The following is a 21,418-nucleotide window of genomic DNA, read 5'->3' as shown; positions in this document are numbered from 1 at the left end:
CGCCCGCGACGAAGGGACCCAAATCGCGCCAAGCTAGATCTGCGGGCGCGATATGGGTCCCTTAACCGACCCGGACTGAGTGCGGATGTCAGGGCGAGCCGGGTTCGGCTGGGGCTGGTGCGGGGGCGGGGTCGCGGGGGGAGGCCCGGGTGCCCCAGCGGTTCCAGGCGAGGATGTAGATGGTGAGCCCGGTGACCAGGCCCACGATCACCCAGAGCACGACGAGGTAGTCGATCCAGGAGCCGACCGGCGGCGAGCCGGGCAGGAAGTTCCGGAGGGGAATCACGGCGAAGAGCATCGCGCCGATCCAGCTGGTGAGGGTGGCCTCGACTTTGCGACGACCGTTGTAGGCGCTGATGGCCACGAAGAGCACCAGCACCGGGATGACCGCCATCAGGCCGAGCAGCAGGATCCCGAACGCGACGGTGCTCGCGGAGCGTGTGGCGACGATCTCCACGGTGGGCAACGGCACTTCGCCGCCGGCCGTGGTGACGCTGTTATCCTTGCTGGGAACCAGGCTGGTTTGCAACTGCCAGCCCGGCACCGAGTTGTCGAGGCACACTTCGGTGGGCACGGCGATCCGGTCGTCGCCCTCGCCGGTGAAAGCAAATGTCGTCAGGTCGGCGCGGTAGCTGTCGAACGGCCACTCTTCGACGATGCCCTTGGCATAGTCGGACTGGGTCGAACTGCCGAGGGCCTCCCCCTCCGCGAAGGTCAGCACGCTCGACCCGTCAACAGGGAAGGTCAACAGGCTGATCTTCTGGTTCGCGGTGAAGCCGTCGGGGTCGAGCAGACTGGTCGGCGGAAACAGCGTCAGCTGAAACTCCAGCCGTTGGTTGACCGCGTTCACGGACGCAGGCTGAAGGCTCACTGTGACGAGGTCGCTTTCATCACCCTGCACAACCTGCACGCAGCTGTTGCTCGACTCCCGCAGTCCACCCGCGTACAGCAAAACAATAACGGCATAGACGAGCGCCGCCACGAGAACGGCAGCAACGACCTGCCACGGGAACCGCCGCCTGCGGGGTCGTTCAGCTGTCATTTCGCGAGCATAGCGAGCGGCCTCACCCCCAACGCAATCGAGTGGGCAGTTTGGGCCCCAATTCGCAGAATTCGGGGCCCAAACCGCCCACTCGATCACACAGGGAGGGTGGGGGCCGCGAACTCGATGTGCGCTTTGATCGTGGTGGCTGGGTTGTGGGCGGCAGCCAGGGCGGCGAGGGCTTCGTCGGCGGCGAAGACCTGGGTGATCAGGGGGCTGAGGTCGATGCGAGCGCCGGCCAGGAAGCGCAGCGTCTCGGGCCAGACACCGGGTGAACCGATCGACCCGGTGATGGTCAGCTCCTTCGACTGGATCAGGCCGAGGCGGGCGTTCGCCAGGCGGCCCACGTCGATGCCGATGTAGGCGACGCGGGCGCGGAAGCCGGCGAGTTCGAGAGCCTGGGCCATCACCTCGGGGCGTCCGCTGCACTCCACCACGACGTCGGCCCCGCGACCGGCCGACAGGGCGAGAACGGCGTCCGATGCGGCATCCGGATGCACGGCCGACGCCGCGCCCAACTGCACCGCGATCGCCCGCCGGCCCTCAGCAGGCTCGACGACGATGACCTGCGCCCCGAGGGCGGAGGCGGCAGCGGTCACCGCGAGGCCGATCGGACCGGCACCGAGCACGACGAGAGTGTCGCTGGCGTCGACGTTTCCGACCCGCCGCAGCGCGTAGTACGCCACGCTGAACGGTTCGACGAGCGCTCCGTCGGCGAACGAGAGCTCGTCGGGCAGCCTGTGCAACCACGACGGCTTGGCCACGAAGTACTCGGCGGCGGCGCCCGAGATCGAGAAGCCGAAGTGGTCGGCGCCGATCACGCACTCCCCCACGACCCGGTCCCCGACCGCGAACGACGTCACACGCGACCCGACGGCGGCGACCTCCCCCGACCACTCGTGCCCCGGGATCAGCGGGTAGCTGAACGGGATGATGTACCGGCCTTCGAGCAGGTCGATGTCCGAGTGGCACACTCCGACCCGGCGGGCCGCGACGAGAACCTCGTCGTCGGCGAGGGCCGGCACGTCGAGATCAACCACCTCCGCGACATCCTGCACCGTGTACTGCAGTGCCTTCATCGCGCGTTCACCAGCACTTTCACCTGGTCGCCCGACGGCGACAGCAGCGTTTCGAAGCCCTTGGCGACCACGTCCTCCATCGCGATCTGGGCGCTGACGACCTTCTCGACGGGGTACCGTCCGCGCGCGATCAGGTCGACGATGCGCGGCCAGTCGGTGACCGGGTAGCACCAGGTGCCCGAGAGGGTGATGTCGTGCTCCGAGAGCACCATCGGGTCGATGGCGGCGGCCTTCGTGTGGAGGCCGGTCTGCGAGATGCGGCCGGCACTCCGAACCGCGGCGATGGCGGTGTTGAGGGCGCGCTCGTTGCCCGAGCACTCGATCGCGGCATCCACACCGACCCCGCCGTTCAGGTCTTTGAGGTAGGCGGCGACATCGAGCTGGGTCGGGTCGAGCACCTCCCCGACATCCAGAGACCGGGCCAGGGCGGCGCGCACCGGGTTGACCTCCGAGATGAAGACGGTGGCACCGAGGGAGGCGGCGTAGAGCGAGGCGAGCGCGCCGATCGGGCCGGCCCCGGTGATGAGCACCGAGTCGCCCGGGCGCACCTGGGCGGTGTCGACCCCGTAGGCCGCGACCGCGCCGGGCTCGACGAGCGCGCCCTGCAGGTCGCTGACGCCATCGGGCAGCACGCTCACGTGGCTGGCGGGGACGATCGCGAGTTCGGCGATACCGCCCCAGGCGAAGCTCAGGCCGACGCAGGCCATCTTCTGGCACAGGTGGTTGAGGCCGCGGCGGCAGTAGTAGCAGACGCCGCAGAAGAGCAGCGGCATGACCGAGACGCGCTGGCCGGGCCGCAGATGCGTGACACTGCGGCCGACCTCGACGATCTCGGCCGAGAACTCATGGCCGAGGATCTGCGGGGCGGTCGACCCGTTCAGCGGGTGCGGCGACGACGGGATCACGATCGGACCCATCGCGTACTCGTGCAGGTCGGTTCCGCAGACGCCGCACCAGTACGGCTTCAGCAGAACGTCGAACGCGCCGACGTCGGTGGGGTCGGCGACGTTCTCGACGCGGATGTCCTTCGCGCCGTGGAAGACAGCTGCCTTCATGTCGTGATGCTCCTTTGCATGGGGGTTGGCGTTCTGCGCCCTAGTTGACGGTAGTGGTTGGGAGGCCGGCCGACCCGGCCCGGGTGACTTCGGCGATCGACGACCAGTCATCGTCGGCGTGACCGCCTGTGATGGCCGCCTCGAACACCTGCCGGAGGTCTGCTGCGGTGGCGAGGGCGACTCCGGCTCCGGATGCGGCCTGCTCCGCGAGCCCGAGGTCTTTGAGGCCGAGCTCTGTCGTGAAGCCGGCCGGCTGGTAGCGCCGGTCGGCGATCAGGGCTCCGTAGCCGGAGTAGACGGGGCCCGGGAACAGGCTGTCGGCCATGACGTCGACGAAGGTCGAGACGCTCACGCCGTTCGCGTCGAGGAGGGTGAGCGATTCAGCCATCGCCTGCAACGCATGGATGATCAGGTAGTTCATCGAGATCTTCGCTATGTTCGCCGCGGCGGGGTCGATGCCGAGCGTCCAGACGCGGCGGCCCATCGCCTCGAGGTACGGCATGGCGCGCGCGAGATCGGCGTCGGCACCGGCCGCGAGCACCGTCAGCGCGCCCTGCTCGGCGACCGTCGAGCGTCCGAGTACGGGAGCTGCCACGTAGGCCACTCCGTGTTCGCGGTGCATCCGGTCGAGCTCGGTGGCGGTGGCGGCGCTGACGGTGGCCATGTTGACGTGCAGGGTGCCCTCGGGGGCTCCGGCGAGTTCGTCGGCCGAGAACACCTCCGTCACCGCGGCGTCGTTCGAGAGGATGGAGAAGACGAGACCGGTCTGAAGCACGTCGTGCACGCTGTCGGCTTTCGTCGCGCCGAGGGCGGCCAGGGCATCCGACGCCTTCGCGGAGCGGTTCCAGACGACAACCGAATGGCCGGTCGCCAACAGGTGCGCGACCATCGCCGTGCCCATGGTGCCGAGGCCGACGAAGCCGACGGTGGCGGGCATCAGGCGCCCTCTTCGCCCCGACCCGCGGCCGTGTTCAGGTGAGACTGCGAGTCGCGGAGGTTCGGCAGCGCGCCACCGACCGTGAAGTACCGCTTGCCGGCGACGAGCAGGTCTTCGGCCGGGAACTTCGTGATGATCTGGCAGCCGGTGGCCGTGACAACGATCTCCTCCTCGATGCGCGCGGCGCCCCAGCCGTCGGCGCTCGGCCAGTACGTCTCGAGCGCGAAGACCATGCCCTCGACGAGGGTCTCCGGATGCTCGAGCGAGACGAGCCGCGAGAAGATCGGTTTCTCCCAGATCGACAGGCCCACCCCGTGGCCGTACTGCAGGGCGAAGGCGGCCTCCTCGTCGGGGAAGCCGAACTCCTCCGCCTTCGGCCAGACCTTCACGATGTCGGCCGTCGTCGCTCCAGGCTTCACCAGGGCGATGGCGCGGTCCATGTATTCGCGGGCACGCTTGTAGGCGTCGTGCTGCGCCGAACTCGCCGAACCGACCGCGAACGTGCGGTAGTAACAGGTGCGGTAGCCGTTGAAGCTGTGCAGAATGTCGAAGAAGGCCGGGTCGCCGGGCCTGATCAGGCGGTCGGAGAAGACGTGCGGATGCGGCGAGCACCGCTCGCCCGAGATCGCGTTGACCCCTTCCACGTATTCGCTGCCGAGGTCGTAGAGCTTCTTCGAGACGAGGCCGACGCACTCGTTCTCGCGCACGCCGGGCTTCAAAAATTCGTACAGGTCTTCGTAGGCCGCATCCACCATCGACGCAGCCTGCGTGAGCAGCGAGATCTCGTCACCGGTCTTCACGCGGCGAGCTTCGAGGAACACCTGCTGGCCGTCGACGACCTCGATGCCGAGCTTCTGCAGGGCGAACAGGATCGGCAACTCGATCACGTCGACGCCGAGTGGCTCGTTTTGCACGCCGAACTTCTCGAGTTCGCGTTTGATCTTCGCAGCGACGCGATCCGCGATCTCGGAGTCGGGGCTGAACGCTCCGCGGAGGGTCGAGATGCCGGCGCGGGAGCCGCTCTCGGCGCGGGGCCTCACCGCACCGTGGTGGGGCGCGTGCGGGTCGGCGTCGGCCTCGGCCGTGGTCAGGTCGAGCCACGGGTTGAAGAGGGAGTGGTGCTTGGCGGCCGAACCGAAGTCCCACATGATCGGGTCGGTCACGCGGGTCAGCAGGCTGAATCGGATGAGCTTGTCCATCGCCCAGGTGCCGATGTGGGTCGACGTCATGTAGCGGATGTTCGAGAAGTCGAAGGCGAGAACGGCGCCGAGTTCCGAGGTGGCGAGCTGGGCCTTCAGACGGGCGAGCCGTTCGCTCCGGAGGCGGTCGAAGTCGACCCGTTCCTCCCAGTCGACGGCGTTCGTTCCGCGTGTTGCTGTTCCCATTGTGAAGACCCTCTCCCCCGACACCGCTGTCGGGGTTCAGTAAGCATGTACGTGGTGTTCACTCTAGCTTAATTGTTGAGAGCGGTTGAGGGAAGTGACGGGGTCCCGTTCGGTCAGATCTTGCACATCACCCTCTAGAATTCGAAGACATCGTTCTGTTGACGTGTACCTTGACTGCACAGCACTGCTGCGCAGCCCCGACACGCCCGCTGTACCGAGACGAAGGAGTGGGTCATCAACGAAGAAGTGGGTCCCAAGCTCCGCGCCGCCCGCCTGAAACAGGGTCTGAGCCTCCGGAGCATCGCGGCCGAGGTCGGCGTCTCGGCGAGCCTCATCTCGCAGGTCGAGAACGGCAAGACGCAGCCGTCGGTCAGTACGCTCTATGCGCTGGTGAACCAGCTCGGCATCTCCTTCGACGAACTGCTGGGGGCGACTCCGCCGCCGCCCGGCGAGCGGGCTGAGCCCCGGGCGCCTTCGGAGCAACCGGCCGAGGGCATGCGTTCGGCCATCCAGCACGGCAGCGACAACCCGGTGCTCGAGATGGAGAACGGGGTGCGCTGGGAGCGGCTGGCGACCGGATCGGGCGGCCCCGTCGACCCCCTGCTCGTGACCTATGCGCCGGGCGGTTCGAGCTCGGTCGAGGGTCGCCTGATGCGGCACAGCGGCTACGAGTACGCCTACCTGCTCTCGGGCGAACTCACGGTGCACCTCGAGTTCGACACCTACGTCATCCGGGCCGGCGACTCGCTGAACTTCGACTCGGTGCGGCCGCACATGTACGTCAACAACGGATCGGTGCCCGCGAAGGGACTGTTCTTCGTGACGGGCCGGAAGGCCTACGCCGAGTCGACACCGGAGGCCGGCCCCGAAGGCGGCGCCGCCGAGGCGCGGGGCCCGGAACTGACGAGCGCCGTCGACGTGCTGCACGCGATGGACCGCCTGCCCTAGCCGGCACGGCGACGCCCGCACGAGTCGAATGGACGAGGATGAGCCGACGTGATGGCGCAGAGAGCTGCGTCATCGCCCACGCTCGTCCGTTCGTCCCGCGCGCCAGTCGCTCGATGGCAGCGGATCACGCGCCACCGGGCACGAGCAGGCGGATGTTCGCCTCGCCCCGCTCGAGCTCGCCGGCCTCGATGCGGCGCGCGATGTCCACGACGAGCGCGTTCGCGGGCGCCGAGCCGCCCAACTTCGCCTGCTCGTCGACCACCAGCCCGTTGATCTCCGCGACCTCGTTGCGGCGGCCCTTGATCCAGTCCTGCAGCGACGTCGTCTGGGTGGTCGGCGACGAGAACCGCTTCAGCACCTGGCCCAGCAGCTGTTCGGCGAACGCGTCCGGGTCGTCGAGGTCGGCATCCGTCATCCCGAAGATCGGCCGCAGCCTGCTGCCCGAGGCGACCGCTGTGCGCGCCGCCTCGCTGCCGCACTGCAGCATGAACTCGTACATGCCCGGCACCCGGATGGCGTCGGCAAGCCGCAGATCCAGGATGGCCGACGGCACCAGCTCGGCCGCATTGACGATCAGCTTGCCCCACTTCGACGAGCGGATGTCGTCGGAGACCTCGACGGTTCCCGCGTGTCCGAGCACGGCCGCGACATCCTGCAGCCGGTCGCTGTCGACGGACGGATGGATGCCGCCGATCGCAAACCACGCGTGCTCGGGCGGCGTCTCGCGGTTGACGATCCCGGGTTCCCACATGTTCGACGCGACCTCGATGACCGCTCCGACGGTGCGCTCGGGGCCGACGATGCTGGCGATGTCATCGAGACTCATGCCGTTCTGGAGGCCCACGACCAGGCCGTCGGGCTTGACGAGCGGCCTGATCAGCTCACAGGCCCAGCGCGTGTCGTAGGCCTTGACCACGACGAAGACGATGTCGTAGGATTCCCGGAGCTCCGCGACCTCGTAGAGGTGCCGCACCTCGACCCGGGTGCTCTCGGTGCGGTCCGGCATCACGACGGTGATGCCGTTCTCCCGCATGGCCTCGACATGGGCCGGCCACTGCTCGATGAACGTGACGTCGAGTCCGGCGCGGGTGAGGTCGGCCGCGATACCGGCACCGTTGGCCCCGGTGCCGACGAAGGCGATCTTCAGGTTCTTCTTCGGGTCAGCCATCAGACGAGCACCATCCCGCCCTCGATCGGGATCACCTGGCCGGTGATGTAGTCCGAGTCGCCCGACGCCAGGAAGATAGCCGTCGGCACGATGTCGGCGGGAGTGGCCGGCCGGCCGAGCAGGATGTCGCCCGACATCCCCTCGAAGCCGGCCTCGGGCTGACCCATGGCGGCGAGATCCTGGTCGAGCTGCTTCCAGAGCGGCGTCTCGACGACACCGGGCGCGAACGCGTTGACCGTGATGCCGTCGGCCGCGAACGAGCGTGCGGCGGCCTGGGTCAGCGAGATGACGGCGGCTTTGGATGCGCTGTAGGGCGCGAAACTCGGGAATCCCTGGCGGCCCGCGATCGAGGCGGTGTTCACCACTTTGCCGCCGCCTCCCTGCGCGAGGAACTGCCTCGCCGCGGCCTGGGTGCCGAGCACGACGCCGAAAGTGTTGACGCTGAAGATCAGGTCCCACTTCGCCTTCGTGATGTCGAGGAAGTTCTCAGGCGCATTCAGCCCCGCGTTGTTGAAGTACACGTCGAGTCGCCCGAATTCGGCGACGGCTGCTGCGACCCCGGCGGCGACCTGCTCCTCGTCCGTCACATCGACGCGCACGGCGATGGCACTTCCGCCGGCGTCACGGATACCCGCCGCCACCGCCTCGGCCGCGTCGAGGTTCAGGTCGGCGATGACGACGTTGGCGCCCTCCGCAGCCATGCCGCGGGCGATTCCCGCCCCGATCCCCGAGGCTGCCCCGGTGACGATGATGGTCTTCGATTCCAGTCGCGCTGTCATGGTCTGTTCCTGTCTCAGATGAGGATGGTCAGGGGATTCTCGATGCGCTTCACGAACGCTCCGAGCCACTGGCCGGCGAGTGCGCCATCGATCACCCGGTGGTCGGCTGAGAGCGTCACCGTCATGACCGTTCCGACCGCGAGCTGGCCGTCGACGACCACGGGCTGCAGCCGCGCCGCGCCCACGGCGAGAATGGCGGACTGCGGCGGGTTGATGATGGCCGAGAACTCCTGAACCCCGTACATGCCGAGGTTCGACACCGAGAAACTGCCGCCCTCGAGCTCGTTCTGCCGGAGCTTCCCCTCGCGGGCCCGGCCGGCGAGTTCGGCGATCCGCTCGCTGACACCGGTGACCGAGAGCTGGTCGACCCCGCGCACGACAGGCGTGAGCAGTCCGCCGGGGGTCGCGACGGCCACGGCGATGTCGACGTGGCTGTAGCGCGTGGTCCCGTCGTCGCCCCAGGTCGCGTTCGCTTCCGGCACCTCGCTGAACGCCCCCGCGGCGGCCTTCACCACGAAGTCGTTGAGCGACACCTTGCGCGGCGCGCTGGCGTTGACGGATGCCCGCAATTCCATCAGCGCATCGACCCGGCAGTCGGCGACGAGGTAGAAGTGCGGCACCGTCTGCTTGCTCTCGGTGAGCCGCCGGGCGATGGCGCGGCGCATGCCCGTGTGCGGCACGAGCTCTGTGTCGCCCGGGGCGGCCGCCGGTGCGGCGGGTGCCGCTTTCGCGGGTGCGGCGGGCGCGGCGGGTGTCGCGGGTGCGGCCTGGGCGGGGGCGGGGGCCTTCGCCGGGCTCCCCGCTGCGGCACCGGATGCCGCGACGGAAGTTGCCGGCACGGCGGGCGTCGCCTCGTCGGCGGCCGGCGTGGCCGTCTCCGAGCCGACAGCAACCGGCCCGCGGTCGGGCTCGGTCTCGTCGGGCGCGGAATCCGCCACTCCCCGGAAGTCGGCGACCGCACCGGCCGATCCACCGGCGGCGGGTCCCGCCACCGCGGACGCGCCGAGGCTCTCGAGGTCGCGGCGCACGATGCGGCCGTCGGGTCCGCTGCCGGCGACGCCCGCGAGGTCGATGCCCTGCTCCTTCGCCATCCGCCGCACGATCGGGCTCGCGAAGAGCCTCCCGCCGTGCGCGTCGGCGTTCGCCGGGGTCGGTTCGCCGGCACGGGAATCCCCGGCCGCGACATCCGACCCGCCCGACGGGGCAACCCCGGCCGCGACATCCGACCCGCCCGACGGGGCAGCCGCGACATCCGGAGCCGGAGCCGCATCCGTGGCACCCGATCCGCCCGGCGCGCTGCCGATCCCGACCGACGCGAGGAGCGTGTCGATGTCGGCCTCCGTCTCGCCCGGCGCCGCGATCACCGCGATGGGCGCGCCGACATCGACCGAGTCGCCCGGCTCGATGAGCATCCGCACCAGTGTTCCGGCGGTCTCGGCGTTGTACTCCACCATCGCCTTCTCGGTCTCGAGTTCGGCGAGTGGCTGGCCGAGCGCGATGTCGTCGCCGACCTCCGCCAGCCAGCTCTGAAGAGCGGCCTCCGTCGCGTTGGCGAGCACCTCGGGCATCCGCACGATCGTGGGCATCAGACGGCTCCCGTTCCGCGCGTGTCCGCGCCCATTCCGCGCGCGATCCGTTCGAGACCCGCGACCACTTCTTCCGTGCGGGCGATCGCCGCGCGCTCCAGCACCTTCGAGATGCTCGGCGACGCCTCCTCACCGGTCACGCGCTCGACGGGCTGGTCGAGCCAGTCGAAGTAGCGCCGCTGGATCTCGTCGGCCAGCCACGCTCCATAGGAGGTTCCGCGGGCGCCCTGCTCGACGATGAGCACGCTGTTCGTCTTCCGGATGCTCTCGCCGATGGTCTCCCAGTCGATGGATGCCCGGTCGAGCCACCGCAGGTCGATGACGTCGGCGTCGAACCCGGTCTGCTCCACCGCTTCGAGCACGTGCTTGACCATCGAGAGGTAGCTGATGATCGTCACATCCTCCCCTGAACGCCGCAGCGCCGCCTTGCCGAAAGGCAGGATGTAGTCGAGATCACCGGCGGGCAGCTCGCCCTGGTCGGCATAGAGGTCGACGTGCTCGATCACGAGCACCGGGTCTTCGAGTAGCAGCGCTGCGTTCATCAGGCCCACGTAGTCGGCCGCGGTCGAGGGGGCGACGATGCGCCAGCCCGGGCTGGTGGCGAAGATGCCGGCCGGGTCCATCAGGTGCTGCGAGCCGTAGCCCGATCCCATGGCGATCTTCGTGCGGAGCACCAGCGGCACCGGGTTCGAGCCGCCGAACATGTGGCGCGCCTTGCCGATCTGGTTGAACACCTGGTCGGCGGCCACCCACATGAAGTCGGGGTACATGAACTCGACGACGGGCCGGTAGCGCCCGTCGAGGGCCATTCCGCCGCCGAGCCCGGCGAAGGCGTTCTCGCTGATCGGGGTGCCGAGCACCCGGCCCTCGAACTTCTTAGCCAGACCCTTCGTGGCTCCATTGGTGCCGCCGTTCAGCCGGTGCACGTCTTCGCCGAGAACGACGATGCGGTCATCCTGTTCCATGCGGCGATCCATCACCGCGGCGACCGCGTCGACGAACTTGCGCTTCTCGAGCTCGCCGTCATACTCGAGCGGCTCCAGCGTGCGGGCGTCGTTCAGCTCACTCGTGTCACCGCGCACGCCGACGTTCACGAAGTCGGTGTCGGGCCAGAGGTCGGGCATGATGCGGCGCTTGCCCGGCCGCTCAGGGTCTCCCTCGATCAGCTGCTGCACGGCATCCGTCATCGCCGACTGCGCCTGGCTCCGGATGCTCGCCACACCGGCCTCGTCGAGCTGGCCGAGAGCGATCATCTCCCGTGCGACACGGTCGAGGGGGTCGCGCTTCTTCCACTCGGCCTCCTCTTCCTTACTGCGGTAGCCGAAGGCGCTGCCGGGGTACGGGCCGTTCTGGTGGAAGTAGCGGTACACCTCGACCTCGACCACGGCGGGGCCGTCGCCGCTCCGCATACGCTCGGCCGCGGCATCCATCGCCAGGTGAACGGCGAGCGGATCCATGCCGTCGACCCGCCACGAGGGGATGCCGAAGCCCTGGCCGCGGCTCGACAGGCGGGGTTCGCCGGTGACCTCGTCGACGCGGGTCGACACGGCGTAGAGGTTGTTCTCGATGAAGAAGGTGAGAGGCAGCTTCCACGCGGCCGCAAGGTTCATCGTCTCGAGCACCGACCCGATGTTCGTCGCGCCGTCGCCGAAGTAGCTGACCGTCACATCCGTCGTGCCGGCGTGCTTCTGCGACCACGCGTTGCCGGCCCCGAGCGGGACGCCGCCGCCGACGATCGCGTTCGTGCCGAGCGCGCCGGCCTCGAACCACTGGAGGTGCATCGAGCCGCCGCGACCCCGGCAGTAGCCCTGCGCGAGCCCGAGGATCTCGGCGAGCGTGCGCTGCAGCACGGTCTGGATGTCGCTCGTGACGAGCGCGCCGAGGTCGAGCGAGCCGCCCGAGACGTGGTTGATGGCCTTGGCAAGGAACTGGTGGTGCCCGCGGTGCGACCCGTTGATCGCGTCGGTCGAGCGGAGGCCGACGATGGATCCGACGGCGCCACCCTCCTGACCGATGCTGGAGTGTGCGGGGCCGTGCACGAGGCCCTCGCCGGCGAGTTCGAGCACCGTCTCCTCGAACGCGCGGATGAGGTGCAGCTGGCCCAGCATCGTCGCAAGCAGGGCTGGATCGGCCTTCTTGTAGTCGGCTGCGGTGGTGCTCAACTCGACCCAGGGGGCGAGGGGCTCCAAACGTCGTTGTTTCGGCATGCGGTGGTCTCCGTTGATCGCGATTGGCTCCAATGTAGCTGAACAGGGGGCGTTAAACGAGAGTGAACAGCAAGATTCTTGGTAGATTGGATCCATTGAGCAAGACAAGGGAGTTCTCATGGCATCCGGCATCCCCGGTCTCGTCGGCACCGAGCACATCGGATTCACCGTTCCCGACCTCGATCAGGCGCAGGCGTTCTTCGTCGACGTGATCGGCTGCGAGTACGTCTACTCGCTCGGACCCTTCGTGCGGGAGGGCGACTGGATGCTCGACCACATGAACGTCTCGCCTCGCACGGTGATGCGTGAGCTGCGGTTCTTCCGCTGCCGCACGGGGCCGAACTTCGAGATCTTCCAGTACGAGCCGGCCGCTCCGGATGCCGCGGCTGCGCCTCCGCTGAACAGCGACGTCGGCGGGCACCACCTCGCGTTCTACGTCGACGACCTCGACGAGGCCGTGGCGTACCTGCGCGAGAAGGGCGTGCGTGTGCTCGGCGAGCCGACCGCGAGCAGCAGCCACAGCAGCGGGCAGCGCTGGATCTACTTCCTCACACCCTGGGGCATGCAGCTCGAACTCGTCAGCTACCCGAATGGCAAGGCCTACGAGAGCGACGCCGACATTCTGCTCTGGCACCCCGCCCGCCCTACGCTGTGAAGGTGACCACCTCCCGCAACGGCGTCGCCAGCGAACGGATCGCCACCGCCCTCCGCGAGTCGATCCTCCGCGGCGAGCATCCGCCCGGCACCCGCATCCTGCAGGAGGACGTGGCGGCCGACTTCGGCGCGAGCCGGCTGCCGGTGAGGGAGGCGTTCCGCATCCTGGAGGCCGACGGCCTCATCACACTGGTCGCCAACACGGGAGCGTGGGTCTCGCGTCTCAGCCTCGCCGAGTGCGAGGAGATCTACCAGCTGCGCGAACGGATCGAGCCGCTGCTGCTCGGGTACAGCATCCAGAACCTGACGCCTGAACAGCTGGACCGGCTCGACGAGCTGGCCGTCACCATGCAGACGCTCCGCGACCCGGAGGAGTTCCTGCGGCTCGACCGCGAATTCCATCTGCTGTCGTACGCCGGCGCTCACACCGCCATTCTCGGAGACACCGTGCGGCGACTGTGGAACACGACCCAGCACTACCGTCGCGCGTACACGCTACTGCTCGACCCCGACGGCAACCGAATCGTGCACGACGAGCACCACATGCTCGTGCAGGCGCTGCGGCGGGCCGACGCCGACGATGCCGAACGGGTGCTGCTCGGCCACATCCGCCGCACGCGCCTCGAGCTGGCCCGCCACCCCGCCCTCTTCGACTGACCCTCCTCCCCCAGCCCGCCCCGCAGCGTCGTCGTCATGACACTACAGATGTCAGTACGCCCCTCGTTGCTTTGCCCATCCCTACAGTCACAATCGACGGCCTGATCAGGTCGGTTTGGGACTCGAGATTGGTACGGGCATGGTTCTCCTCTCCGCAGACAGAAACACTTCGTCCACAACAGATGTGGGGCCGAGAGGGCTGAACCAACGACCTCTCCCCGGTCCAGGTCTGCACCGCGTCGTCGCTGCCGTTGATAAAGCGGATCCGGACGTCACCCACATGATCGGCGCACTTCGAACGCGACTCGACCGTCAGGAAGTTGAAATGCGAGCAGTACTGCTCGAGAACGCCGAACTCACCCATCGGCTCGATGAGGCGAATGCCGAACTCCGTTCCCTCCGCGCCTCTGCGCGTGCGACAGCCAGGCACAAGGCATCACCACCCGAAGGCGAGAACAGGATTGTCTTCGCCAGCAACGAAGAATGGGTTCGGCACGAAATCACCATGGCCTGGATGCGGCGCTTCTCGCCCGAGGACCGTCTGAGTCAGCCGCTCGCGGGGTTCATCATCGGGCCTGAATTCGGTGCAAGCGTTCGCGCTCTGCCGTGTCATCTGCAGGCGAAGGTATGGCGCTGCGCCGTCGACGTGGCCACCGGACGGTGGCGCACCTGCCCGGCGCTGGCAGCGCATCCACTCCGAGCAACCGCAGCTGCGCACGCGCCGGACGTCGTGCGGGCGGCCGACGGCGCCCGCTGCATGCGTGTCAGCGTTGAGGCTCACACCCCCGCTGCGCGCCGGATGCATTTCTGGCTGATGACCGACGGCACAGTCGAGTTCTCTCGCGTCGTCCCTCACGACAACGCGACCGCGTAAAGATCAACGTCGTCTGCCTATGAGGTAGGTCGCGACCGACAGGCTTGTGCTGGCCACAAGTGCTCCCCATGTCGCTGGAGACGCGCCGAAGATTCCGAGCGACGCTCCTGAGATCGCGACTAGAGCAATCACGCCGACATTCAGAAGAACGGTGCGGATCCGGCGAACTCGATCCGTTGGGAGCTCAGCCTCGGCCAGCAGCGGAACCTGTGAAGGCTCTTGTGCCTGAGGTGAATGACCCGGAGCACCCGAGGGCAGAATTGCTGTCACCGATGCGAACTCGAGGGGGAACGCGTCGCGGTGTCGCCTTCCCAGAAGCGCTTGGTCAAGAAGGCGATCGAACTCTGCGGCCACCCGAACACTCACTTCGGCGGGCACGGGTTCGAACGCCACTCCCACGCCGAGAAAGGGCCTACTTGCGGGCGGATCGAATTCGAGAAGGGTGATCCCTTCTTCACTGGCGTGGTGGAAGATCACATCCCGAATGCCGGGATTCCCCACGGCCGAAGCGACGGCCTGAAGCTGTGAGGCGGAGAGCTGAGCGAATATCTGCACGATCGAAACCAGCACATTCGGCTGAAGAAGCCACCTCTCGGCATACTCGGACGCGAGGTTCTGAACGATTCGATCAAGAGAGGCCTGCCACGGGTCAATCCGCAGCGCTTCGAGCAGCCGAAGGTACTCGTCGACCGCATTCACGTCTTCCAGGTCATCTGGAACACGCTCACCGGCGAGGAGGGCCGACACAACTCGCGCGATCGGTTCGCTGGGCGCTTCTCCCGTCAGGAGGACGACAGTTTCGCAATCGGCCGCGCTGACACTTTCTGCAGTGAACGCCGGTGCGGTGAAGGTGAGGAGTGCACCGGAGCGGTAAGGATCGGCGTGATAGGTGGAGAAGGTCAGACGCTCCGTCATCCGGGAGGGCAGTACAGCGAACACCGTGTCGAGCAGCGGTTCCGGATCGCTCTCCCCGGAAATCACAACCCGTCGTCCCGTGTCGAGGATGCCCAGCACCGTGATGAGCAGGGACCGGCTCCGAGCGCTTCGATCAACCATCAGCGGCCCGATCCGACGCGCAAGCAGCTCAGGATCCACACGCGGGAGCCGAGAATCGGGAGCATCTTCGAGGCGCCATTCCGAAGGAAGCGAACCTGAACGCGCAATCCGCCACGCGGTCCGTGCGGTCAGAGCACGAGTCGGATCGAGGAGAGCATGGGCAATGTATCGGCCGGGTCGTCCGGCTCCATCGTCGCCAAGGTATCGCTTGACGACGAGAATGGGTCTGCTCTCGTCATCCACGAGAAATTCGGACGAGCGGGGCGGCGCGAGCCCTTCGCGAATCCTGACAGACGACCCCTGCGGCAGAAAGTCGACGAGCTTCTCGACCAGAGGGTGCAGGCTCGACGGAGGTGTGGGCCACTCCGCCGACATGCCGACTACGCCGGATCCGCTGCCCTCGAGTGTTCGCAGGGCCCACGTGTGCACGAGCTGCTCGCATGACGCGGTCACAGGAGCCTCACCATCCTGGTGCCGCCCCGAAATCGCCGACTCCCGCGCGAAGCAGCCCGAGTGCGAGGGGGTCGAGACTGCGGTTGGGCGCCGTGATCTGCGCTGGACCCTGGTTTCCTGTGTCCGACCCTGTTCCGCTGATGGCGTGGATGCTCACCGTGCCGTTGATCTGCGCTGCGGTGTCGAGAAAACGGAGTCCACCCGCTCCGATCATGAAGGCGTTGAGCCCCGCCTGCTCCGCCGCCATCTGTTCGCCGATCGATGATGTCGAATCGGGTGTATAGTCACGATCCCTGAGGAGGTCCTGTGGGAACCCAGGGAGCTCTTGGTAGCGGTCGCACTTGCTCAAGGCGATGATCACGGTGACGCGCGACTGCGCTTCGGACGTGGTCAGATCCCTGTCTCTCATGTGGGCCACGACTGTGCTCATACCTCGCTCTGTGGTCTTCGGATCGTGGAGGTCCTGTTCGCCGTCACGTTTCCGCACTGTCTCGGGAAGGCCGTCGAGGCTCCCCGGTGGAACGACGAACACGAGAACGTCCGTCTCGGGAATGAACGGTGCCGAGGTAGCCGCGTCACTCACCGTCTGCTGATCTTCCCAGGCCGTGTCGAAGACCGCCAGATCGATGTCCCGTTTCATCGAGGCGACCGACGCGATCGCTTCCGGGCCTGAGGCGGTGAGATCGAAGTAGATCGGCACGCGCGGTGTTCCTCGGGTTGCTCGGTTGGTGCTTTCAAGATTCAGATCCGGGTACTCGAGGTCGAAGCGCTTCTCCTGGTCCTTTCGCACCGCCCCTCTGATTCCGCGTGTCCGAAGCTGTCCGGCCGAAAGCTGGCGCTCCATACCGCGGAGGAGTGCCCCCTTTCCCGCCGCCTTCTCGCCGAAGAGACTGAGCACGAGGAGCTCGTTCTGTCTGGCGTTCGTCCCCGGCATGAGATGCCCCTGCTCGCAGTGGAGCAGGAAACCATTCTCGAGCCATTCGCGCCGCAGCGCCCTGTCCCGATGATTTCGGATGAACGGAGGCGGCGTGCCTTTCTTCCCCTCGGCCGTCTGCCAGATGAGCCGGGAATCCTGGTACGTGGGGTACGTCACGAGGCAGGTCAGGCAGATGATTGGATTGCGCATCAGAGGCCGGCCTCGACGCCGACGCCGTCGAGCACCTGGTCTCGTGCTGCTGCCGCCTCTGCGCCGAAAGACGACGTCACTCCGGCAGTTACGTGGACCGTCGCATATAGGGCAGAATCCTGACGGTTGAAGCTCTTGTAGTACGTGTCATCCACCGGCGCCGTAGCCGAAGGTCTGGACTCCAGCTTCCAGCCGCGATATGTCTCGGTCGCAGACTCCATTCCCGGAGGGGCACTTGCGGAGAATGTCACGCGAGCTCGAGCCGAATCTTCCAGTGGCCCGAGCCGGACGAGCCCGGCGGCGATTGCCTGCTGGTCCGAGCGGATTCGCTCGGATTCTGGGCTGAAGTCCGGATAGATTCGACCTCCGACCGGGATGAGAAGTGAATCCGCCGACAGGGAACTCGCGGCCAGCGCTGCCGCATCGAACGCGAGGTAGGAACGGCTGAGGTGGCCGGTGTCGCTCACCTTGAGGGAGGACAACAATTCCTGAACGGAGGAATCGACCTGTGACGCTGTCGCGACGGACGGATCACAGCCAGACTGCACGACGAAGACCGATGCTGCAGTCGAACCGAATCTGCCGAGGGTGCCGGAGCCCAGGTCCTGGAACGGCTCAGCGGAGAAAGCGAGATACATGGCGACGGAGGCATTCGTAGCTTCGTCCGAGCGATAAACGGAGTAGTTCGTTCCACCGAACCTCGCTCGTTCGACCTTTCCGTCGGAGTCAAGGCGGCTCAGTGCCACTGCGGGTTCGTCTGGACTGATCGCCGTCGGGAAGGAGTCAGGAACATCAACGGATGCATCGTCTCGTTCTCGCACGAACGCACTCAAACAGTCGACTCGGGCCGCTCGGAGTGCGATGACCGACCCTTCACTGCCACTGAGCGTCGGATAACCCTTGGCGATTGCGAACGGATCCGCCGCGAGCTCGGCTTCCGTCATGGCACGCCACCCATCAAGGCCGGGAACACACACACGGTCGGTCCCGCCGCGCGCAAACGAGAACTCTGTCGCCCCGCAGTCCACGGGGAGAGCCCGGTCCGCGGTTCCGAGTGGGAATGCCACCAGAGACCAAGTCGCAAGACAGGCAAGAACAAGGACGGCGCCCGAGACAACCGGCACTAGCACGCGACGGCCCTTGAGCATTCTCAGCGCGGCACCACCGATACCGATGAACAGAGCTATCAGGCCACCCCACAGCACGACGAACGACGAAACCTGCCACAACGACCAGTCCGAGATCCTCCACGGCACGCCCGGCAGGTACGAGTACGTCACCGCGCTGAACAGGTTCGCGCCGAGAAGCGGGCCCCCGAGGAACACGAACCCGCTCGCCAGGGCAGCCCCACAGGAGAGCACCGCCACCGGCGCCAGCCTCATGCCTGAGCGCCGGAGGACCACCGTTGCCACCGTCGCCACAAGCGCGCCCAGGGCGGACAGGCCGACGATGACAGCCGAACCCGGGCCTTGAACGTTACGATCTTGCACCAGATCCAGGACGCCGAATCCTGGAACAATGAGGCTCGCCGCGAGCACAACGATCGGGAGGAGGAGGACGAGCGGAAACAGGACGCTACGCGCTATCTTTGCCGGTAGCACGAGCGGCGCACGGCGGCGGCGAAGGCGGCTGGGTTGAGCCACGCCGACCTGCGGGGCATAGAAGGACGGTGGAGCCATCCACGGGGCCCACATCGAAGGTTCCTCCGCTGTGATTGCCCTCCCGTGCAGATCCGCCGCATCGGGCAGAATCTGGTCTTCCTGCGCATCAGCCCAAGACTCTTTCCAAGGCCGACCCGTTGGCGGATCTTCGTACCGCGATCTCCGGCCCGCACGGATCTCATTGACAGAGTTCTCGATCTCGCGAAGCTTCCTTTCCCGAGCGCCTGTATCCGGCTCCAACATGCTGGTCAGGGCCCGCGCTGCAGGCCCATCGCCGAGGATGTTACGGATGCGATCGGCATCGGGCACAATCACGTACTCGGACGGCAGGGCGCTGAACGTCTGGCGAGGAAGAAATGGCCTGAAAATGTCGCTTTTCGGTTCATAGTAGACGCGTTCAGAGTCACCGAAGACCCATGCCGTCGGCAGCGTGGCAGCGAGCATCATGTGTGCCGTCATGCCCAGGGAGAAAAGGTCATCGACAAAACCACGATGAGGAAGATCGTGAAAGAGGATGTCGACCGGCTGTACGACGCGCGAGCCCGGAAGTGAACCGAGTGTCGGAATATCGTCGTCATTGAGGTGGTATGCGTGACTGAAGTCGATAACCGTCACGCGCTCCGGAACCGCCCCGTCAGCCAGGGCGAAAGGCAGCAGGATGTTCGCGGGGTGCAGATCACGGTGAGCGAATTCCTTATCGCGGATGGTCGATAGTGCAGTGTAGACATCGACGAGCAGCGTTTCGATGAACTCCCTTCGCGACCCGTCACTCAGCATCTTCCGGGCGTACGCCGATGCCGAGATTCCGTGCCGCTCCAGCAGGAAGTAGTTCCAGGTGTCGGTCTGGCTTTGGGCGATGCAGTGCACTATTCGCGACGACGACCGTTCTTCACCCTTGAGAGACGACAGTTTACTGAAGGCGTTGAATTCTCGAGCCCCCAATTTGCGGTCGGCGAGGTCGACATTGGTCCTCTTGACCATTACCGGCACAGAAAGAGGGAGACCTGACAGCAGCTTGGCCGCGTAGACCTCGTGGTCAGAACTCAGCCGTTCACCAATCACCACCTGATAGCCCGCGATGTAGAGCTCGCGCCGCTCGCCCCACGTCATTGCTCGGTCGCCGGCAGAGTGCGCCAGATCTCAGCGACAACGCAGGTTGCATTGTCTGACAGCCCCTGCTCGGACGCCGCGTCGACGATCATTCGTGCAGCCCTGCCACGACGGTCCCCGAGGGCGAACTTCGCGGCTTGCAGCGGCGAGACCTTCGAGTCTGCTCCATCACTGAGGAGGATCACCTGGTCTCCTTCGCGCGCAGTGAGCACCGACACGTCTGGCACGTCATCCCTTCCGCTTGCGATCATTCGGGTGAGGCTAGACGCGGCACCGGGAGGAACTACCGCCGTGGGTTCGCTCTCTCGCAATGCCGCGGCCCGGTTGTGCAGCCGGGAGAGATGCACGATGCGACCTTGGCGTACAACGACAATCCGACTGTCCCCGAGGGTGCTGAGCCAGAGCCGCGCGCTGCCATCGAGAACGGCGGCGGCGGCCGTGGACCCGGCGACACACTCCACACCCTGTAGTTGGGCCCCGATCGACCGGGGCGCGTCCAGAAGCCCTTCAATCACTCCATCCGATGTGATGTCGTCGAACGAGGCGTAGTGATTGACGACGAAATCCGCCGCCTGGCGTGCATCCGCGCCCGCTCCTGCACCGTCAGCCAGAACGACGACCAGACGATTCGTAGAGTACGCATCATTCTGATACTCCCTGGGCCCCAGCAGGCTGGCCGCGGCGCTCACAAAGTGCAACTCACTCATTCTGATCCCCCACGAGCGGTCTGACGAGGTTGTGAACTCGGGCTGTGTAGATGTTCTCTTTCCGGAGCCGGTCAATCAGCTGATTGCGGAGAGCCGCCCGTTCCCGGTGAAACGCCTCGACTCTCAGAATCTTCTCCAACGACACATCGAGGCCATCGACCTGGCCGTGGATCGCTTCCGCAACTTTGTTCCGCAGGAATTTCAGGTACCGGTCGGACTGCGACACATTGTCCGAGCTCTTTCCGAACGTCTCGAGCGCTGACCTGGCGGTCGCAAGTGCTTTCTCGGGAGCGAAACAGAAAGCGGCCAGGGTCACGGAGTTCCTGTCCCATTCCCTCAACTCCTTCGGAAACAATGCCTTACTGAACCGGTCGATCAGATCGTCGCGGGCGGCTAACCCGGGCGCCGCCCTTGTCGGAATGTCGTCGGAACGTGTGCCCATGCGGCCGGCCGAATTGACCACGAGCTTGAGGAGTGGGTAGGACCCATGCTCATAGTTGCGTCGGGTCAGCACGTGCACCAGGTCTCCTGACCGAACGCGCGTCCAGGTCGAACCGTAAACGGGGGTGCCATTCACATTCAACCGCCAGTATTCGGGCGCACTCGTCGGCAGTCCGACGAGCACCACATCCTCCCCATCCAGAAAGTCGCAACTCACCGCGAGGGTGATTCGCGGAACTTCGCTGACCGGGAAGGCTCCGATGTGCCCGGAGTTCAATCGCACGACTGTCCGATCGGGCGACTCTTCCAGTCGAGTCGTGGGGCGCACGACGACAAGCTGGCGCCCTGGCCCGAGCGCCAGCTTGTGGATGATCATGACCGTGGAGGTCGAGCCCTCGACCTCGCTTTCCCAGAGGTAACCCAGAACGGTCAGTTCGATCGGATTCGCCGTCATCCGGTGCCCCTTCGGATTGGTGATCGCACGTGCTTGCAA

At 66.5% G+C, this 21,418-nt stretch carries 18 protein-coding genes and 1 pseudogene; 4 read left to right on the top strand and 15 right to left on the bottom strand.

Going from position 1 to position 21,418, the window contains the following annotated elements; genetic code table 11:
* Positions 1 to 88: 88 nt before the first annotated feature.
* From FB464_RS16030 to FB464_RS16010, 5 genes are all read right to left on the bottom strand, one after another.
* Positions 89 to 1,042: a DUF4436 family protein gene (locus FB464_RS16030; protein ID WP_116416144.1), complete on the bottom strand. Its 954-nt coding sequence runs from the start codon at positions 1,040 to 1,042 to the stop codon at positions 89 to 91.
* Between the two features lie 95 nt (positions 1,043 to 1,137).
* The gene (locus tag FB464_RS16025) at positions 1,138 to 2,121 is read right to left on the bottom strand and encodes a zinc-dependent alcohol dehydrogenase (protein WP_116416145.1); all 984 of its coding nucleotides are present in this window, start codon (positions 2,119 to 2,121) and stop codon (positions 1,138 to 1,140) included.
* Positions 2,118 to 3,176, bottom strand: a complete 1,059-nt coding sequence (locus FB464_RS16020; RefSeq protein WP_116416146.1) for a 2,3-butanediol dehydrogenase — start codon at positions 3,174 to 3,176, stop codon at positions 2,118 to 2,120. The genes FB464_RS16025 and FB464_RS16020 overlap by 4 nt, the downstream gene beginning before the upstream one ends.
* A gap of 40 nt (positions 3,177 to 3,216) precedes the next feature.
* Entirely contained in the window at positions 3,217 to 4,113 is an 897-nt protein-coding gene (locus tag FB464_RS16015) for an NAD(P)-dependent oxidoreductase (protein ID WP_116416147.1), read from the bottom strand.
* The gene (locus FB464_RS16010) at positions 4,113 to 5,498 is read right to left on the bottom strand and encodes a M24 family metallopeptidase (protein WP_116416148.1); all 1,386 of its coding nucleotides are present in this window, start codon (positions 5,496 to 5,498) and stop codon (positions 4,113 to 4,115) included. The genes FB464_RS16015 and FB464_RS16010 overlap by 1 nt, the downstream gene beginning before the upstream one ends.
* Before the next feature lie 246 nt (positions 5,499 to 5,744).
* Here FB464_RS16010 and FB464_RS16005 point away from each other — a divergent pair, with 246 nt between their 5' ends.
* Positions 5,745 to 6,446: a helix-turn-helix domain-containing protein gene (locus FB464_RS16005; RefSeq protein ID WP_211327423.1), complete on the top strand. Its 702-nt coding sequence runs from the start codon at positions 5,745 to 5,747 to the stop codon at positions 6,444 to 6,446.
* A gap of 124 nt (positions 6,447 to 6,570) precedes the next feature.
* Here the strand turns inward: FB464_RS16005 and FB464_RS16000 are convergent, their stop codons facing one another.
* Genes FB464_RS16000 through FB464_RS15985 form a run of 4 tightly spaced genes read right to left on the bottom strand, consistent with a single transcriptional unit; the run spans position 6,571 to position 12,186 of the window.
* Positions 6,571 to 7,614 carry a ketopantoate reductase family protein gene (locus tag FB464_RS16000; RefSeq protein WP_116416150.1) on the bottom strand — a complete coding sequence of 348 codons (1,044 nt, stop codon included), beginning with the start codon at positions 7,612 to 7,614 and terminating at the stop codon, positions 6,571 to 6,573.
* On the bottom strand, positions 7,614 to 8,393 hold the full coding sequence (locus tag FB464_RS15995) for an SDR family NAD(P)-dependent oxidoreductase (RefSeq protein WP_116416151.1): 780 nt from the start codon (positions 8,391 to 8,393) through the stop codon (positions 7,614 to 7,616). The genes FB464_RS16000 and FB464_RS15995 overlap by 1 nt, the downstream gene beginning before the upstream one ends.
* 14 nt (positions 8,394 to 8,407) lie before the next feature.
* Positions 8,408 to 9,979, bottom strand: a complete 1,572-nt coding sequence (locus tag FB464_RS15990) for a dihydrolipoamide acetyltransferase family protein (RefSeq protein WP_142206740.1) — start codon at positions 9,977 to 9,979, stop codon at positions 8,408 to 8,410.
* A complete protein-coding gene (locus FB464_RS15985; RefSeq protein ID WP_116416152.1) occupies positions 9,979 to 12,186 on the bottom strand; it encodes an alpha-ketoacid dehydrogenase subunit alpha/beta in 2,208 nt (735 codons plus the stop codon). Before FB464_RS15985 ends, FB464_RS15990 begins: the two co-directional genes overlap by 1 nt.
* Positions 12,187 to 12,304: 118 nt before the next feature.
* Between FB464_RS15985 and FB464_RS15980 the strand changes: the two genes are divergently transcribed.
* From FB464_RS15980 to FB464_RS15970, 3 genes are all read left to right on the top strand, one after another.
* Complete coding sequence (locus FB464_RS15980; protein WP_116416153.1) at positions 12,305 to 12,841, top strand: VOC family protein; 537 nt, start codon at positions 12,305 to 12,307, stop codon at positions 12,839 to 12,841.
* A gap of 2 nt (positions 12,842 to 12,843) precedes the next feature.
* Entirely contained in the window at positions 12,844 to 13,497 is a 654-nt protein-coding gene (locus FB464_RS15975; protein ID WP_246093097.1) for a GntR family transcriptional regulator, read from the top strand.
* Between the two features lie 280 nt (positions 13,498 to 13,777).
* Complete coding sequence (locus FB464_RS15970) at positions 13,778 to 14,371, top strand: hypothetical protein (protein WP_142206739.1); 594 nt, start codon at positions 13,778 to 13,780, stop codon at positions 14,369 to 14,371.
* Positions 14,372 to 14,374: 3 nt separating this feature from the next.
* On the opposite strand, the gene FB464_RS15965 is transcribed toward FB464_RS15970, so the two are convergent.
* The 6 genes and pseudogenes from FB464_RS15965 to FB464_RS15945 all read right to left on the bottom strand — a co-directional run bounded on the left by FB464_RS15965 (position 14,375) and on the right by FB464_RS15945 (position 21,379).
* Positions 14,375 to 15,466 (bottom strand): GAP1-M domain-containing protein, encoded by a 1,092-nt coding sequence (locus FB464_RS15965; protein WP_142206738.1) that lies wholly within the window; start codon positions 15,464 to 15,466, stop codon positions 14,375 to 14,377.
* Between the two features lie 6 nt (positions 15,467 to 15,472).
* Positions 15,473 to 15,856 (bottom strand): annotated as a pseudogene (locus FB464_RS20615) (GAP1-N2 domain-containing protein); the annotation flags it as partial.
* A gap of 31 nt (positions 15,857 to 15,887) precedes the next feature.
* Complete coding sequence (locus tag FB464_RS15960) at positions 15,888 to 17,006, bottom strand: hypothetical protein (RefSeq protein ID WP_116416157.1); 1,119 nt, start codon at positions 17,004 to 17,006, stop codon at positions 15,888 to 15,890.
* Positions 17,006 to 19,777 (bottom strand): protein kinase family protein, encoded by a 2,772-nt coding sequence (locus FB464_RS15955; protein WP_116416158.1) that lies wholly within the window; start codon positions 19,775 to 19,777, stop codon positions 17,006 to 17,008. Before FB464_RS15955 ends, FB464_RS15960 begins: the two co-directional genes overlap by 1 nt.
* Positions 19,774 to 20,484: a PP2C family protein-serine/threonine phosphatase gene (locus FB464_RS15950; protein WP_116416159.1), complete on the bottom strand. Its 711-nt coding sequence runs from the start codon at positions 20,482 to 20,484 to the stop codon at positions 19,774 to 19,776. The genes FB464_RS15955 and FB464_RS15950 overlap by 4 nt, the downstream gene beginning before the upstream one ends.
* On the bottom strand, positions 20,477 to 21,379 hold the full coding sequence (locus FB464_RS15945) for a hypothetical protein (RefSeq protein WP_142206737.1): 903 nt from the start codon (positions 21,377 to 21,379) through the stop codon (positions 20,477 to 20,479). The genes FB464_RS15950 and FB464_RS15945 overlap by 8 nt, the downstream gene beginning before the upstream one ends.
* Between the last annotated feature and the right edge of the window lie 39 nt (positions 21,380 to 21,418).

The organism is Subtercola boreus, from assembly GCF_006716115.1.
Lineage (GTDB): Bacteria > Actinomycetota > Actinomycetes > Actinomycetales > Microbacteriaceae > Subtercola > Subtercola boreus.
This window is presented reverse-complemented; position numbering and strand designations above follow the sequence as displayed.

Coding starts and splice junctions, on each gene's coding strand:
- FB464_RS15980 (WP_116416153.1), top strand. CDS start 12,305: ATGGCATCCGGCATCCCCGGTCTCGTCGGCACCGAGCACATCGGATTC.
- FB464_RS15970 (WP_142206739.1), top strand. CDS start 13,778: ATGATCGGCGCACTTCGAACGCGACTCGACCGTCAGGAAGTTGAAATG.
- FB464_RS15950 (WP_116416159.1), bottom strand. CDS start 20,484: ATGAGTGAGTTGCACTTTGTGAGCGCCGCGGCCAGCCTGCTGGGGCCC.
- FB464_RS16010 (WP_116416148.1), bottom strand. CDS start 5,498: ATGGGAACAGCAACACGCGGAACGAACGCCGTCGACTGGGAGGAACGG.
- FB464_RS15960 (WP_116416157.1), bottom strand. CDS start 17,006: ATGCGCAATCCAATCATCTGCCTGACCTGCCTCGTGACGTACCCCACG.
- FB464_RS15955 (WP_116416158.1), bottom strand. CDS start 19,777: ATGACGTGGGGCGAGCGGCGCGAGCTCTACATCGCGGGCTATCAGGTG.
- FB464_RS15985 (WP_116416152.1), bottom strand. CDS start 12,186: ATGCCGAAACAACGACGTTTGGAGCCCCTCGCCCCCTGGGTCGAGTTG.
- FB464_RS16000 (WP_116416150.1), bottom strand. CDS start 7,614: ATGGCTGACCCGAAGAAGAACCTGAAGATCGCCTTCGTCGGCACCGGG.
- FB464_RS16025 (WP_116416145.1), bottom strand. CDS start 2,121: ATGAAGGCACTGCAGTACACGGTGCAGGATGTCGCGGAGGTGGTTGAT.
- FB464_RS15995 (WP_116416151.1), bottom strand. CDS start 8,393: ATGACAGCGCGACTGGAATCGAAGACCATCATCGTCACCGGGGCAGCC.
- FB464_RS16015 (WP_116416147.1), bottom strand. CDS start 4,113: ATGCCCGCCACCGTCGGCTTCGTCGGCCTCGGCACCATGGGCACGGCG.
- FB464_RS15990 (WP_142206740.1), bottom strand. CDS start 9,979: ATGCCCACGATCGTGCGGATGCCCGAGGTGCTCGCCAACGCGACGGAG.
- FB464_RS15945 (WP_142206737.1), bottom strand. CDS start 21,379: ATGACGGCGAATCCGATCGAACTGACCGTTCTGGGTTACCTCTGGGAA.
- FB464_RS16020 (WP_116416146.1), bottom strand. CDS start 3,176: ATGAAGGCAGCTGTCTTCCACGGCGCGAAGGACATCCGCGTCGAGAAC.
- FB464_RS16030 (WP_116416144.1), bottom strand. CDS start 1,042: ATGACAGCTGAACGACCCCGCAGGCGGCGGTTCCCGTGGCAGGTCGTT.